The 14,040-nt window shown below is 68.9% G+C and carries 15 protein-coding genes; 4 read left to right on the forward strand and 11 right to left on the reverse strand.

Going from position 1 to position 14,040, the window contains the following annotated elements; all coding sequences use genetic code 11:
- Positions 1-69 precede the first annotated feature (69 nt).
- Positions 70-1,110: a bifunctional nicotinamide-nucleotide adenylyltransferase/Nudix hydroxylase gene (locus tag SB786_RS24720; RefSeq protein ID WP_410729780.1), complete on the forward strand. Its 1,041-nt coding sequence runs from the start codon at positions 70-72 to the stop codon at positions 1,108-1,110.
- Positions 1,111-1,184: 74 nt separating this feature from the next.
- Complete coding sequence (locus SB786_RS24725) at positions 1,185-2,618, forward strand: nicotinate phosphoribosyltransferase (RefSeq protein WP_410729781.1); 1,434 nt, start codon at positions 1,185-1,187, stop codon at positions 2,616-2,618.
- Positions 2,619-2,660: 42 nt separating this feature from the next.
- Here SB786_RS24725 and SB786_RS24730 read toward each other — a convergent pair whose 3' ends face one another.
- Complete coding sequence (locus SB786_RS24730; protein WP_410729782.1) at positions 2,661-4,118, reverse strand: PLP-dependent aminotransferase family protein; 1,458 nt, start codon at positions 4,116-4,118, stop codon at positions 2,661-2,663.
- A gap of 127 nt (positions 4,119-4,245) precedes the next feature.
- Here SB786_RS24730 and SB786_RS24735 point away from each other — a divergent pair, with 127 nt between their 5' ends.
- The gene (locus SB786_RS24735) at positions 4,246-5,133 is read left to right on the forward strand and encodes a DMT family transporter (protein WP_175724091.1); all 888 of its coding nucleotides are present in this window, start codon (positions 4,246-4,248) and stop codon (positions 5,131-5,133) included.
- 58 nt (positions 5,134-5,191) lie between these two features.
- Here the strand turns inward: SB786_RS24735 and SB786_RS24740 are convergent, their stop codons facing one another.
- From SB786_RS24740 to SB786_RS24775, 8 genes are all read right to left on the reverse strand, one after another.
- Positions 5,192-5,809, reverse strand: coding sequence for a hypothetical protein (locus SB786_RS24740; protein WP_410729783.1), 618 nt, complete (start codon positions 5,807-5,809; stop codon positions 5,192-5,194).
- Between the two features lie 70 nt (positions 5,810-5,879).
- A complete protein-coding gene (locus SB786_RS24745; protein ID WP_006760772.1) occupies positions 5,880-6,497 on the reverse strand; it encodes a hypothetical protein in 618 nt (205 codons plus the stop codon).
- A 112-nt stretch (positions 6,498-6,609) separates the two neighbouring features.
- On the reverse strand, positions 6,610-7,230 hold the full coding sequence (locus SB786_RS24750; RefSeq protein WP_410729785.1) for a hypothetical protein: 621 nt from the start codon (positions 7,228-7,230) through the stop codon (positions 6,610-6,612).
- A complete protein-coding gene (locus SB786_RS24755) occupies positions 7,227-7,769 on the reverse strand; it encodes a hypothetical protein (RefSeq protein ID WP_410729786.1) in 543 nt (180 codons plus the stop codon). The genes SB786_RS24750 and SB786_RS24755 overlap by 4 nt, the downstream gene beginning before the upstream one ends.
- Positions 7,770-7,835: 66 nt before the next feature.
- Positions 7,836-8,954 (reverse strand): poly(3-hydroxybutyrate) depolymerase, encoded by a 1,119-nt coding sequence (locus tag SB786_RS24760; RefSeq protein ID WP_410729787.1) that lies wholly within the window; start codon positions 8,952-8,954, stop codon positions 7,836-7,838.
- Between the two features lie 175 nt (positions 8,955-9,129).
- Complete coding sequence (locus SB786_RS24765) at positions 9,130-9,576, reverse strand: lysozyme (protein ID WP_006751360.1); 447 nt, start codon at positions 9,574-9,576, stop codon at positions 9,130-9,132.
- Positions 9,560-10,486, reverse strand: coding sequence for a DUF2589 domain-containing protein (locus tag SB786_RS24770; protein ID WP_410729788.1), 927 nt, complete (start codon positions 10,484-10,486; stop codon positions 9,560-9,562). Before SB786_RS24770 ends, SB786_RS24765 begins: the two co-directional genes overlap by 17 nt.
- A 15-nt stretch (positions 10,487-10,501) precedes the next feature.
- Positions 10,502-11,194, reverse strand: coding sequence for a DUF2589 domain-containing protein (locus tag SB786_RS24775; RefSeq protein WP_012366524.1), 693 nt, complete (start codon positions 11,192-11,194; stop codon positions 10,502-10,504).
- A gap of 281 nt (positions 11,195-11,475) precedes the next feature.
- On the opposite strand from SB786_RS24775, the gene SB786_RS24780 reads away from it, so the two are divergent.
- Positions 11,476-12,159 carry a response regulator transcription factor gene (locus tag SB786_RS24780; RefSeq protein ID WP_410729789.1) on the forward strand — a complete coding sequence of 228 codons (684 nt, stop codon included), beginning with the start codon at positions 11,476-11,478 and terminating at the stop codon, positions 12,157-12,159.
- Positions 12,160-12,386: 227 nt separating this feature from the next.
- On the opposite strand, the gene SB786_RS24785 is transcribed toward SB786_RS24780, so the two are convergent.
- Complete coding sequence (locus tag SB786_RS24785; RefSeq protein WP_006760714.1) at positions 12,387-12,731, reverse strand: DUF3088 domain-containing protein; 345 nt, start codon at positions 12,729-12,731, stop codon at positions 12,387-12,389.
- A 78-nt stretch (positions 12,732-12,809) separates the two neighbouring features.
- Positions 12,810-14,009 carry a cystathionine beta-lyase gene (metC, locus tag SB786_RS24790; protein WP_410729791.1) on the reverse strand — a complete coding sequence of 400 codons (1,200 nt, stop codon included), beginning with the start codon at positions 14,007-14,009 and terminating at the stop codon, positions 12,810-12,812.
- Positions 14,010-14,040 lie beyond the last annotated feature (31 nt).

A 14,040-nucleotide genomic window follows, 5' to 3' on the forward strand; every position in this document is an offset into this window, starting at 1 on the left:
AATTCCCCTACGATCGATTCCATGCCTTCGGGAAAGACCCGAAGCGTTTCAATCTCTTGAGGGAGCCTCATGAGTACGCAACCGAACCGGCGCTTCGACGCGCTCGTTTTCATTGGTCGTTTCCAGCCTCCGCATCGTGGTCACCTGAACGTGCTGAAGTCGGCACTGAGCCGGGCCGAGCGCGTGTGCGTGCTGATCGGCTCGACCGACAAGCCCCGCACCATCAAGGATCCGTTCTCGTTCGACGAGCGTCGCCAGATGCTGGCCTCGCTGCTCGATGCGTCCGAACGCGAGCGCGTGACGATCGCGCCCGTGCAGGATTCGACGTACAACGACGGCGACTGGGTGCGCTGGGTGCAGGACGCCGTGGCCGCCGCGCTCGGCAACATCGCACAGCGCAAGGTCGGGCTGATCGGCCACGAGAAGGACGCCACGTCGTATTACCTGCGGATGTTCCCGCAATGGGAGCTCGTCGACGTCGATGCGACCGAAGACATTTCCGCAACCGAAATCCGCGACCAGTATTTCGCCGAACGCACCAACAGCTTCGTGCAATGGGCGGTGCCGGAACCCGTGTTCGGCTGGCTCGAGCGTTTTCGCACGCAGCCGGAATTCGCGCAGCTGAAGGCCGAGGCCGAGTTCATCGCCGCGTATCGCAAGGCGTGGGCGGCCGCACCGTATCCGGTCACGTTCGTGACGGTCGACGCGGTGGTCGTGCACTCGGGCCATATCCTGCTCGTGCGCCGGCGCAGCGAACCGGGCCGCGGCCTGTGGGCGCTGCCGGGCGGCTTCGTGGAGCAGGACGAACGACTCGACGCGGCGTGCATCCGCGAACTGCGCGAGGAAACCGGCCTGAAGCTGCCGGAGCCCGTGCTGCGCGGCTCGATCAAGGATCGCCAGGTGTTCGATCATCCGACCCGCTCGCTGCGCGGCCGCACGATCACGCACGCGTGCCTGTTCAACTTCCCGACCGGCGAGCTGCCGCGCGTGAAGGGCAGCGATGACGCCGACAAGGCGCGCTGGGTGCCGCTCAACGAATTCGCGCAGATGCGCAACGTGATGTTCGAGGATCACTTCGAGATCGCGTATCACTTCCTGGGGAAGCTGTGATTCGCTGATTCCCCGGATACCGGTCCGCTGCGACAGACGCGGCGGCACTTCAACGGCCTAGAGGAGCTCTAGCCATGCAAAACGATACAGGCGGCTTTGCCGCGGTTCTCGCCAATCCGATCCTCAACACGGATTCGTACAAGGCTTCCCACTTCCTGCAATATCCGCCCGACGCGCAGGCGATGTTCTCGTACGTCGAATCGCGCGGCGGCCGCTACGACCGCACGCTGTTCTTCGGCCTGCAGATGCTGCTGAAGGAATATCTGTGCCGCCCCGTCACGCACGCGATGATCGACGACGCGCGCGACTTCTTCGCGGTGCACGGCGAGCCGTTCAACGAGGACGGGTGGCGTCATGTCGTCGAGCACTACGACGGCTACTTGCCCGTGAAGATTCGCGCAGTGTCCGAAGGTTCGATCGTGCCGGTGCACAACGTGCTGATGACCGTCGAATGCGACGACCCGAAGGTGTTCTGGCTCGCGTCGTATCTCGAGACGATGCTGCTGCGCGTGTGGTACCCGGTGACGGTCGCGACGCGCAGCTGGCACCTGCGGCAGACGATCCGCCATTTTCTCGAGAAGACCGACGACGATCTCGCGCAGTTGCCGTTCAAGCTGCACGACTTCGGCGCGCGCGGCGTATCGAGCGCGGAATCGGCCGCGATCGGCGGCGCCGCGCACCTCGTGAGCTTCATGGGTTCGGATACGGTGCTCGGCGTGCTGGCCGCGAACCGCTTCTATCACGAGCCGATGGCCGCGTACTCGGTGCCGGCGGCCGAGCACAGCACGATCACGTCGTGGGGGCGTGAGCACGAAGCCGATGCGTACCGGAACATGATCAGCCGCTTCGGTTTGCCCGGCGCGATCGTGTCGGTCGTGTCGGACTCCTACGATCTGTTCGCCGCCCTTGAAATGTGGGGCGGGCCGCTGCGCCAGGCGGTGATCGATTCGGGTGCGACGCTCGTCGTGCGTCCCGATTCGGGCGACCCGGTGACGATCGTGCTGCAGACCGTGCGTGCGCTCGACGCATCGTTCGGTTCGACCATGAACGGCAAGGGGCGGCGCGTGCTGAACCGCGTGCGCGTGATCCAGGGCGACGGCGTCGACGAGCTGTCGATCGGGGCGATCCTCGCCGCGCTCGACGACGCGGGCTATGCGGCCGGCAACGTCGTGTTCGGGATGGGCGGTGCACTGCTGCAGCAGGTGAATCGCGATACGCAGCGCTTCGCGATGAAGTGCTCCGCGATCCGGCGCGTCGGCATCTGGCACGACGTCCGCAAGGATCCGATCACCGATCAGGGCAAGCGCTCGAAGAAGGGGCGCCTCACGTTGCTGCGCAATCGGCGCACGGGCGAGTACCGGACGGTCGCGCTGCCGGTCGCGTGGGACGATCGTGCGCTGGAGGGCGAGTGGGACGACGCGCTCGAAACGGTGTTCGACACGGGGCGGATGCTGGTCGATACGACGTTCGCCGAGGTGCGGGCGAGGGCGCACGCGGCGCAGCGATGAGGGCGGTGGCGGGGCGGCCGTTCGCCCCGCCGCCTTCGGTGTTCATCGTTGGTCGGCCAGTGTGCGGCCGCTGCATTGCGCCGCACGCGCCGCGTCCATCGCCCGCGCCAGCGCGTCGAATACGGCCGGCCCCTTGCAGCGCGACACGTTGAAGCGCATGAACGACGTCGCGCTGTGCGACGCGCTGAACACGTCGCCTGGCGCGAGCACGACATCGTGATCGAGCGCATGACGGGCGACGCGCGCCGCGTCGAGCCCGTCCGGCAGCTCCGCCCATACGAACAGGCCGCCGCGCGGCTCCGTCCAGATCCCGAGCCCGGCGCGCGCGAGCCGCCGGATCGTTTCGCCCATCGCATCGGCCAGTTGCGCACGCAGGCTGTCGAGATGGCGGCGGTAGGTGCCGTCGACCAGCAGCCGGTGCACGACGTTCGCGCCAATCTGCGCGTTGCCGAACGACGTCGCGAGCTTCAGGTCGACGAGCGCGTCGATCCACTCCGGCCGTGCGGCGACATAGCCGCAGCGGATCGCGGCCGACAGCGTCTTCGAGAAGCTGCCGATCGACACGACGCGCGACAGCCCGTCGAACGCCGCGAGGCGCGGCGCGGGCGTGCTTTCGAAATCCGCGAAGATGTCGTCCTCTACGATCAGCAGGCCGTGCTCGGCCGCCAGCGTCAGCAGCCGGTGCGCGACCGGCGGCGCGAGCGTCGCGCCGGTCGGGTTGTGCAGCGCGGAGTTGGTGATGTACAGGCGCGGCCGGTGCTCGGCGAGCACCTGTTCGAAGCGCGCGAGATCGGGGCCGTTCGGCGTGTACGGCACGCTGACGATCCGCGCGCGATGCGCGCGCAGCAGCGCCTGGAAGTTGAAGTAGCACGGGTCGTCGAGCACGACGGTGTCGCCCGGCTCCAGCAGCAGCCGGCACACGAGATCGAGCGCGTGCGTGCCGCCGTCGGTCAGCATGATCTGCGCGGGCTCCGCCTGGACGCCGTGCTGCGCGAGCCGCCATGCGAGCTGCTGGCGCAACGCGGGCAGCCCGAGGGGCGTCGCGTAGTCGGTCAGCGCGTCGGGTTCGTCGCGCGATACCGCGCGCAGCGCGCGGCGCAGGCTCTCGTCCGGCAGCCACGACGACGGCAGCCAGCCACAGCCGGGCTTCACGGAGTTCGGCGCCGCCTCGAGCGCCTGGCGCGACAGCCACAGCGGATCGAGTTCGCGATCGAGGCGCGGGCCGAGCTCGGCGAGCGCGAGCGGCGGCGCATGGCCCGACACGTAGAAGCCGGAGCCGCGCCGCGCGACGAGCACGCCTTCGCTCGCGAGCCGCTCGTACGCATCGACGACGGTCGATTTCGACACGTGCAGCCCATCGGCCATCATCCGGATCGACGGCACGCGCGCGCCGGGCATCAGCGCGCGGCTTGCGATCCGGGCGCGCAGCGTGTCCATCACGGTTTCCACGCGCGTGCGCGACGGCGTGGGCGGAGCAGGGCTTGGCATGGAGCGGCTCATGGCGGGAAGGAACTGTACGGCCGGTTGTCCAGTACAGTTTGTCAGAATTGTATTGGGCTGTAGCTTACGCGCTTTTCGCGCACGGCGGATCATCGGTCATCCACCCATATTTCGACCAGGATTTCCCGTGCAAAAGACGACAGACGGATGGCTCAGTGGCCTGCTGGGCGTGATCATCTTCAGTGGCTCGCTGCCGGCGACGCGCGTCGCGGTGCAGGGGCTCGATCCGCTGTTCCTCACGTTCGCGCGCGCGACGATCGCCGGCGTGCTCGGCCTGATCCTGCTCGTCGCGCTGAAGCAGAAGCGGCCGACGCGCGCCGAGACCGTGTCGCTCGTCATCGTCGCGCTCGGCGTCGTGGTCGGTTTTCCGTTGCTGACCGCGCTCGCGCTCAAGCATGTGACGTCCGCGCATGCGATCGTGTTCGTCGGGCTGCTGCCGCTCGCGACCGCATTGTTCGGCGTCTGGCGCGGCGGCGAACGGCCGCGGCTGCCGTTCTGGATCTTTTCGCTGGTCGGCAGCGGCGCGGTGGCCGCGTTCGCGCTGCGCAACGGCGGCAGTGCGTCGGTGGTGGGCGATGCGCTGATGCTGGCCGCGATCGTCGCGTGCGGGCTCGGCTATGCGGAAGGCGCGCGCCTGTCGCGCCAGCTCGGCGGCTGGCAGGTGATCTCGTGGGCGCTCGTGCTGTCGCTGCCGGTGATGCTGCCGCTCACGGGGTTCACGTGGCCCGCGACGTTCGACGGCGTCGACGCCGCCGCGCTGTGGGGGCTCGCGTACGTGTCGCTGTTCAGCATGCTGATCGGCTTCGTGTTCTGGTATCGCGGCCTGGCGCTCGGCGGGATCGCGGGCGTCGGCCAGTTGCAACTGCTGCAGCCGTTCTTCGGCTTCCTGCTCGCCGCCGGGCTGCTGCACGAGACGGTGCCGCCGTCGATGCTCGTGGTGACGGTCGTGGTCGTCGCCTGCGTGGCGGGTGCGAAATATTTCTCGAAGATGGCGCCTGTGCAGCGCGCGGGCTGACGCGCCCGCGCGCGACGACGTGACGGGTGTCGCCCGTTCGCCGTCGCGCGTGCGCGGCTTACCCCATCACGACGTTCGCGAGCCGGAACTGGTACGCGGTCGCGGTGGTGCCGCCGCCGCCGCCCGTCATCACGATGTCGGCGCGCTTGATCCCGAGCAGCGACAGTTCGGTGTTGATGTCGGACAGCACGGCCGAATTCATCACCGCGCCCTGTTCGATCTGCGACGCGGTGCCGATCCACAGCGTCGGCTTGAACTCGAACACGGCCTTCTGGCCCGGCGCGATGCCGGTCTTGTGCGCGAGCAGCCGGTTGTCCTTGAAGACCGACGCGGTGATCGCCCCCTGGCTCAGGTCGTTGCGCAGCTGGATCTCGCGCGACGTCGGCGCCGGGCCGGCCAGTGCGAGCACGTTGCCCGACGTCGAGCGCGACACGTTGAAGAGCTGTCCGTTGTCCGCGCGCTTTTGCGGCATGTAGTTCCCGTCGGCATCGCTCGCGCAGACGCTCGTCAGCATCGGGAACACGAACGGATGGTTGTCGCCGCGTCCGCAGTTGGTGATGACCTTCCACGCGATCGCGAGCTCGTCGAAGTCCGTCGACACGTTCTTCTGGAAGATCACGATCTGGCTGTTGTTGACGTCGTTCGACAGGTTGACGAAGTTGAGATTGATGTCCATGAGTCACCTTGATTAGATTCGGATAACTGATTGATAGGGCGCCGGCCGTGCATTGCCGGCGAACGGACCGTTACGCCATCACCACGTTTTCCAGCCGGAACGTGAACGGCAGCGAGCGCGGGCCCGGGCCGCCGCCGGTCATCACGATGTCGGCGCTGGCGATGCCGAGCAGCGACAGTTCCGTGTTGATGTCGGAAATCACGGCGGAATTCATCAGCGCGCCCTGTTCGATCTGCGACGCGACGCCGATCCAGATCGTCGGCTTGAACTGGAACACGGCCTTCTGGCCCGGCGCGACGGACGTCTTGCGCGCGAGCGCGCTGCCGTCCTTGTAGATCGTCGCGTTGATCGCGCCGGCCGGCAGGTCGTTGCGCACCTGCACCTCGGCGCTCGCGCCCGGATCGCCGCCGAGCTGCAGCACGTCGCCCGAGCTGGAGCGCACGACCTGGAACACCTGGCCGTTGGTCGCGGTCTGCTGCGGCATGTAGTTGCCCCAGCTGTCGCTCGCGCTCACGCTCATCGTCATCGGGAACTTGAACGGATGGTTGTCGCCCTGGCCGCAATTGCGGATCACCTTCCACGCGATCGCGAGTTCGTCGAAGTCGGTCGCCACGTTCTTCTGGAAGATCACGACGCTCGAGTTGTTCGCGTCGTTCGAGCGGTTGATCAGGTTCAGTTGGATATCCACGTCGTTGCTCCTTGAGTTTGAAAAAAACGGCAGTCGGTCTGCCGCACACCTTTCCCGCCGGCCCGGCCGTGAAGCCGTGCCGTCAAGCCGGTCCAAACCGTGTCGGGCGGCGCTACGCGCGCACGATGTGCTCGAGCGCGAACGCGAACGGCTGCGCGTCGGCGCCGGTGCCGCCGCCCGTCATCACGATGTCCGCCGCGGCCACGCCCGCCAGCGGCAGCGGCGTGTTCGCGCTCGACATCACCGCCGCATGCAGCGCGCGGCTTTCCTGCACCTGCGACGCCACGCCGATCCACAGCGTCGGCGTGAAGCGGAACACGGCCTTCTGCCCGGGCGCGACCGCTTCCTTCACCGCGATCAGCCGGCCCGCGCTGAACGCGTTGACGTTCACCGCACCGCGCTGCATCCGGTTGACGACCTCGATGTCGCCGCCCGGTGCGTCGGCCGGGTCGGGCACGAGCTGGCCGCGTCCGGTCGGCTGCGTGTCCACGACGAAGCGCACGCCGGCGGGCGCGGTGACGCGCGGCGAGAAGTTGCCGTGCTCGTCGCCGAGCGCGACGTCGATGTCGGTCGAGTAGTCGAACGGATGAAAGCAGTCGCGTCCGCAGTAGCGAATCACCTTCCACGCGATCGCGAATGCGTCGAGATCCGGAATCACGTCGCGCTGGAACAGCACGACTTCGCTGTTGCCGCGGTCGTTCGAGCGATTGATGAAGCGCAGCTTGATGTTCATGGCGCTTGCTCCTCATCGGGCGCGCCGCGTTCGTCGCGCAGCGTGCGGTCGGCCCACTGCGCAAGCGCGGGCGGGACGCCGTTCGCGAGCGACGCGACGTGCAGCGCATGCGCACGCGCCTGGGCCTGCAGGTCGCCGGCGAAGCGGCCGAGCGCCATCGCGGCATCGGCCGGCCCGCGCGTGCGGCCGAGATCGTCGAGATATTGCGCGGCCGCATCCGCCATCGCGCCCGCATGCTGCAGGTGGCTCTGCGTGAAGCGCGTGGCGAGATCCGCGTTCAGGGCCGCCAGCTCCTTGACCGCGGCGGCCGAACTGCCGAGCCCGAACCGTTCGAGCTGGCCGCGCCACAACGCGTCGGTCGCGGCCTGGCAGGCATCCGTGTAGCGGTGGCCGGCGAGCAACGCGGTGTGCGCGAACGCGCGCCACGCGGGGCCGCCGGGCGTGCCGTGGGTGCCGGTCGTCTGCGCGGCGAGCTTGCCGAATAGCTGGAGCGCGTCGGCGTGCGCGCGTTCCCATTGGGCGATGAACGTGGAGAGCATGGCGATTCCTCGTGATGAAGGCGCGATGAAGGTGCAATGACGGCGTGATGGCGGCCGATACGCGGATTACTGACGTGCGGCGCCGAGGCGCTGCACCATCCGCATCACGGCGGCCATCTGCGGCGCGTCGCGGCGGTAGAAGTCGGGGTTGAGCGGATTGGCGCTCGTATAGCCCCAGAAATCCCAGCAGCCGGCCGGATTGACGGCCGATTTCTCGACCTGCGGATAGAGCACGATCAGCCGGTTCGTATCGGCGATCTCGTTGTAGCCGACGCCGCGAATCATCCTCTCGCCGACAGTCGCGACGTTCTGCACGCAGCCGTGGAACACCACGTGCACCGCACACGTCACGCGCTCGCAATCGGCCGGCACGTAGGCATAGCCGGTATCGCCGAGCGACGCGGCGCGCCGCGGATCGAACGCGCGCTGGTCGAACGCCAGCAGCTTGCCGCCTGCCTGCGCGGCCGGCGGATTGAGCGGCTTGTCGGGCGTGCCGTAGATCCAGCGCACGATGTCGTGCGCCTGTTCGAACCCGCAGTTGTCGATATACGGGCTCGCGTTCGCGCCGCACGCGTTGTCCTCGGGGCGGTTCGTGATGAACGCATGCCCGGCATCCGGCGATGCGCGGTACTGGAGGTTCGCGGCCGGCACCTGCGCGAGCGTGTAGAAGCGCGCGGTCTGGTCGACGACGCGCGTCGACACCACCGTATCCTTCGCGCCGCTGAACACGTAGATGCGCTGGCCGCGCAGCGCGGCCGGATCGTCGATCTCGCCACGCTGCGCGAAGGTGCGCGCGGCGCGCCACGCGTCGGCCGCGGACGGCGCGGGGCCGATCGGCTGCATGCACAGCGTGGCCGCGGCCACCGCCGGCGGGATCAGCGGGTTCACGCCCGCGCAATAGAACGGCCCTCCCGCGACGATGCCCGCGCCGATCAGCCGGCTCGAGAACGCGACGTCGAACTGCGCGGCCATGAAGCCGCCGGACGACAGCCCCGACACCGACGTGCGCTGCAGGTCGGCAGCATAGGCGGGCAACTGATCGGCGGCAGCGGCGTCGCCGTACGGCGCGATCGATACCACGGCGGCGACGGCGACGCAGGCGGCGCGCAGCGTGCGGCGCAGCGCATGCGAAACGGCGAAGCGGGGCGGCATCGTGCGGCGGCCGGGCGAGCGAGTGATGTTCATGCGAGGCTCCTGTTGTCGTGGCGAATGGCGGATGACGAATCGTTGTAACGGATCGGGTGCGGCAAGACCGAACTTTAGCGACGGTTTCAGCTTACGGGCACGCGACGACTTGCGAAATGGCGCGAACGACATGCGCGGCGACCCGTGACGTCCGGCCGGTGCGGCGTCACGGCGCTCATGACAGAAACAGCGCGCGTTCGGCCTGGCGGCGTTTCGTGAGCCCCGCGAGCGGCTTGCCGCCGGCCTTGTTCCAGACGAGGAACTGGTCGGCCGCACGCGCGCGCGCGCCGGCGTTCAGATAGCGCAGCAGCGTCGACGAGCGCAGGCGCCCCGCGCCGAGATTGAAGACGAACGACATCAGCGCGTCGAACTGCTGCTGCGTGACCGGCACGTGCAGCAGCTTGCGCAGGTTCAGCTCGGCGCCGCGCAGGTCGCGGCGCAGCAGCGCTTCCGCTTCGGCGGGCGTGAGCGGGCGCGTGAAGCGCTCGTTCGGCAGGATCAGGTGCCCGTAGCCGATAGTCGGCTTGCCGACCGCGTCGAGGTAGCGCGCGAGGCGCAGCCCCTCGAACTGCTTGATCAGCGCGATGCCCTGCGCACCGGTGCGTTCAGGCTGGTTCGCCATCGTCGTTCTCCTTGCTGCCCGGCCGTGCGCGCGGCACCAGGCGATGCGTGTATTCGTCGATCACGCGCATGATCGCTTCGGGCGGCGGCAGCGCCGCGAACTGCATTTCGATGTCGATATGCTCGGTGTCGCGCTGCCGCGCGTTGCACTGCGCGTCCTTTTTCCCCGAACGCGGCGCGAACGTCACGTAGAAGCGGCCGCGCTGGTCGTCGTCGCCCGCGACGCCGCCGGCCGGCAGCGCCTCGGTGAAGTCGCCGCGCACGGTCAGGTGCACGATCATCCGGTCGAGCGCGAGCCCGCGCGGCGTGGCGAGCGCGACGAGCGGCACCGGCATCGTGTGCTCCGCGTCGAGCGCGACCGTGACTTCGCGCGGCGCGAGCAGGCCGTCGTCGCGCAGGTCGAAGAACTGGTCGAGCACGGCCGTGTACTGGTGCGCGAGCAACTGGTTCGCGGCGGCGGCGGCGTGCTGCATCCCGCGCGCGATCTCGTCGAGCGCGATGCCGCGCGGCGGCGGGCGCGCGTCGTCGGCCGGCATGCCGGGCGGAGGGGCGGGTGGCGCGGGCGGGGCTGGCGGGGCGGGCGGGGCGGGCGGGGCGGGCGGAGCAGGCGGAGCAGGCGGCAGACCGCCGTCGGAGGCGCCGGGCGCGGTGGCCGGTGCGTCATGCGTGCCCGGTGCGGCGCCGGCCGGCCAGCCGGCGCCATCGGGCGGCACGTCGCGCGCCGGATCGGCGGCTATCGCCGCCGGTGCGGCGGCACCCGCGCCCGCGCCGGCATTGCCCGCTGCCGACGCGGCCGGCGTCGGGACCGGCCCGTCGGGTTCCTGCCGGGCGTGGCCGTCGCCCGGACCCGGATTCCCGTCGTCGTGCCTGCCGCCGTCCGCGCGGCGCGACCGTCTGAAGAGCCTGAACATGGCCGGTCCGCGCGCTTACGCGTGCGCCGGCTGCCGGGCATCCGCACCGGCGGCGGCCGGCGCGGCCGCGCTGCCGCCGGACCCGGACGCGTCGCCCACCAGCTTGCCGTCGGTCGGCGTAGCCGGCAGCGGCTTCACGTCCTTCGCGTTGCCTTCGGTGACCACCGGCTTGGTCGCGGCTTCGGTGAGGAAGTCGATCACGCGCATCAGCGCTTCGGGCGGCGACTGGCGCTTCACCTGCGTATGGATCGAGTATTTCGCGCGCGTGTCGGTGCTGCGCGTCTGCTCCGCCTTGTGCGACACGCGCCCCGACACGCTCACGCTGATCGGCCCCCAGCCGAACTTCGCCTGGAATTCGCCGCCGGCCTCGGTCGACGACGACGACTTCTCCGACTGCGTGATTTCCATCTCGAAGTCGATCGTGCCTTCCTCGATCGCGATGATCGGGTGGACGATCGCCGCGAGCAGCGGGATGCGCATGGTCTTCTGCACGACGCCTTTCGACACGCCGCTTTCGTCCACCAGCGTCTCGTCGTAGTCGAACTGGACGGCCACGGCCTTGCCGCCCTGGATGCAGACCTGCATCAGGAAATCCGCGTAGCTCTTCGCGGCCTGCGTCTGCGCGCTGATCATCGCCTTTAACGGGCCGGCGATCATTTGGTCCATGGGTAAAGCGTTAATGACCGAGCCGATGAAATTCGCGTCCATGAATAAACTCCTCTTCGTGTCCAAGACAACGGAAATTCGCTGTCGTTATTCACGTTAGGAAATTAAAGACGGTTACCCAATATGACGTCCGTCATGGCCGGCGGCCCGGGCCGGCCCGCGACGGGCGTCGGCGCGCGTGGCGGGGCCCGGCGCGGACGAATTAGGCCATTCGTCACGGAGCGACGGGCCTAGTGCGCGGTGCGTGAAACAGCGGTAAAAAAACGCCGGGTAGGGAAGTAAAAAAAACAAACCGAGCAGCCCGATTTCGAGGAAACCGCGCAATGAACGTTCTAATGATCGATAGCCCGCCGTTATTCGTCGCGGGTGTGGCGGACGTACTGTGTAAACGCGATGTCAACTGGCATGTGTGGTCGGCTCGCTGTCCCGAGGACGTCTTGCGCCTGCGCGATGCGTTGCTGCCCGAGACGGTGGAGGCAATCACGATCGAATGCGACGAGCACGCCGCGCGGCCGAGCTGGCCGAACGTGCTGCACGAGACGTTCGCCGGCGCGCCGTGGCTGTGCGTGGCGACGGCCGTGTGCCGCCGCACGATTGCCGATGCGCTGCTGGCGGGGGCAGCCGGCATCATCGACCGGCACGCGAGCGCCGACGAGTTCGCGGATGCGCTCGGCCGGGTGGCGGCCGGTGCGATCTACGTGCCGCCGAACGACGGCGGCGCGACGCAGGCGCGCCCGGGCGGCATGCCGGCCGGCGACGATCGCGCGTTCGAGCGTCTCACGCCGCGCCAGCGCGACGTGCTGCGCCTCCTGGCCGAAGGCAAGTCGAACAAGCAGATCTGCCGCGTGCTGAACGTCGCGGAAGGCACGATCAAGAACCACCTGTATGCGCTGTTTCGCCAGATCGGCGTGAGCAACCGGACCGAGGCCGCATTGTGGCTCGCGCGCCACGTGTCGTCCGAACCGGCGGCATTCGCGTTCGTGCCTGCCTGCAGTTCGCCCGGCTGACGCGGGCGGCGGCGAGGCCCCGGTGTGTGCCAGCATCCGGTGTCGCGCTGCGTTGAAGGTCGCACGGCCGGGGGCCGGGGTGCCCGGGCCGATCATCGGTAGCGGTGAATCCGCGTGGCCGAGTACATGGCACGCGCGTGGCGGCGTTCGGAGCGCAAGCGGCGAACGGGCCGCGCAGGCCGCGCGCCCCGTTCGGTGGCGCCCGTCGACAGCGGGCGCCGGCGTGCTTACGCGACGTGCGCGACGCCGTATTGCGATGACAGATAGCGCCGGATGTCGGCCGGCGAATCGATGAAGCGGCGGCCGTCGTGCTCGCGAATCCCGAGCGCGTCATCCTTCGGCGTGCGCCCGTCGCCGAGCACGAGCACCGGCGCCGACTGGTTGTCCTCGCCGATCAGCGCGACGATCGGCTGGCGCGGCCGCGGCGCGTCGATGTACTCGACCGCGACGGCCTCGCGCAGCTGCGGATAGAAGCTCAGCAGCCCTTCGACGGCGACCGAGTCGCCGCAGTAGAACGGACCTTCGGAGTCCTTGAAGAATCCCGGACGGAGAATGAACAGCGTGTCTTTCATGATGGCCTCGCTATCGGTGGTGGTCGAACGTTGAAGTAAAAGGGTGGTGCGCGGTGACGCGGGTGGCGTTGTCGGAGTTCAGGCTGCCGCGAGCGCGGCCGCAGCCGCGGCCGCGGCGGCGCGCATTCTCGCGAAGCCGGCGTCGAGGTCGGCGATCATGTCGTCCGGATGCTCGAGCCCCGCGTGAATGCGCAGTAGCGGGCCGGCCGCGCTCCATTGCGTCGCGGTGCGCTGGCGCGACGGATTCGACGGGATGATCAGGCTTTCGAAGCCGCCCCAGCTGTAGCCCATGCCGAAGCACGTCATGCCGTCGAGCAGCGCGCGCACCGCCTCGTCGGGCTGCGGATGCAGCACCAGGCCGAACAATCCGCACGCACCGGTAAAATCGCGCTGCCACAGCGCATGGCCGGCGTCGCCCGGCCGCGCCGGATACAGGATCCGCGCGACTTCCGGCTGCCGCGCGAGCCAGTCGGTCAGCACCTGCGCATTGCGCTGGTGGCGCTCGAGGCGCACCGACAGCGTGCGCAGGCCGCGCAGCGCGAGATACGCATCGTCGCCGCTGACGGTCATCCCGAGCTGCCGGTAGCAGCGCGTCACCTGCTGCGCGAGCGCTTCGGTCGTCAGGATCACACCCATCAGCACGTCGGAGTGTCCGGCGATGTATTTGGTCGCCGCGTGGATCGACACGTCGACGCCGTGCGAGAACGAGCGGAAATTCAGCGGCGTGCCCCACGTGTTGTCGAGCAGCACGACCGCGCCGTGCTGGTGCGCGACGCGGCAGATCGCGGGGATGTCCTGCACCTCGAACGTCAGCGAGCCCGGCGATTCGGTAAACACCGCGCGCGTGTTCGGTCGCATCAGCGACGCGATGCCGGCGCCGATCGACGGATCGTAGTAGGTCGTGTCGATGCCGAGGCGGGCGAGCGTCTCGTCGCAGAACGAGCGGGTCGGGTCGTACACCGAATCGGCCATCAGCAGGTGATCGCCGGGGTTCAACACCGCGAGCAGCGCGGTCGTGATCGCGCTGAGCCCGCTCGGCGTCAGCAGCGCGGCATGTGCGCCTTCGAGCCGTGCCAGCGCCTTTTCGAGCGCCCGCGTGGTCGGGCTGCCGTGGCGTCCGTACGCGAGCGGCGTGCCGCGCACTGCGTCGAGCGCGTCGGTGCCGTGAAAGAGCAGCGTCGACTGGCGGTACACGGGCGGGTTCACCGGCGAGCCGGGCTGGCCGTACGAGCGGCCTTCGTGAGCGAGCAGGGTGTCGGTCGAGTGCAGTGGGTTCAAGATGTCGTCCTTTGAAAGTCGGTCAAATCGG

It is taken from the genome of Burkholderia sp. SIMBA_062, from assembly GCF_046534765.1.
Taxonomy (GTDB): Bacteria; Pseudomonadota; Gammaproteobacteria; order Burkholderiales; family Burkholderiaceae; genus Burkholderia; species Burkholderia ambifaria.

Excerpts from the sequence above, each read along its gene's own strand:
- SB786_RS24720 (WP_410729780.1), top strand. The coding sequence starts at position 70 with ATGAGTACGCAACCGAACCGGCGCTTCGACGCGCTCGTTTTCATTGGT.
- SB786_RS24725 (WP_410729781.1), top strand. The coding sequence starts at position 1,185 with ATGCAAAACGATACAGGCGGCTTTGCCGCGGTTCTCGCCAATCCGATC.
- SB786_RS24730 (WP_410729782.1), bottom strand. The coding sequence starts at position 4,118 with ATGAGCCGCTCCATGCCAAGCCCTGCTCCGCCCACGCCGTCGCGCACG.
- SB786_RS24740 (WP_410729783.1), bottom strand. The coding sequence starts at position 5,809 with ATGGACATCAATCTCAACTTCGTCAACCTGTCGAACGACGTCAACAAC.
- SB786_RS24750 (WP_410729785.1), bottom strand. The coding sequence starts at position 7,230 with ATGAACATCAAGCTGCGCTTCATCAATCGCTCGAACGACCGCGGCAAC.
- SB786_RS24755 (WP_410729786.1), bottom strand. The coding sequence starts at position 7,769 with ATGCTCTCCACGTTCATCGCCCAATGGGAACGCGCGCACGCCGACGCG.
- SB786_RS24760 (WP_410729787.1), bottom strand. The coding sequence starts at position 8,954 with ATGAACATCACTCGCTCGCCCGGCCGCCGCACGATGCCGCCCCGCTTC.
- SB786_RS24765 (WP_006751360.1), bottom strand. The coding sequence starts at position 9,576 with ATGGCGAACCAGCCTGAACGCACCGGTGCGCAGGGCATCGCGCTGATC.
- SB786_RS24770 (WP_410729788.1), bottom strand. The coding sequence starts at position 10,486 with ATGTTCAGGCTCTTCAGACGGTCGCGCCGCGCGGACGGCGGCAGGCAC.
- SB786_RS24775 (WP_012366524.1), bottom strand. The coding sequence starts at position 11,194 with ATGGACGCGAATTTCATCGGCTCGGTCATTAACGCTTTACCCATGGAC.
- SB786_RS24780 (WP_410729789.1), top strand. The coding sequence starts at position 11,476 with ATGAACGTTCTAATGATCGATAGCCCGCCGTTATTCGTCGCGGGTGTG.
- SB786_RS24785 (WP_006760714.1), bottom strand. The coding sequence starts at position 12,731 with ATGAAAGACACGCTGTTCATTCTCCGTCCGGGATTCTTCAAGGACTCC.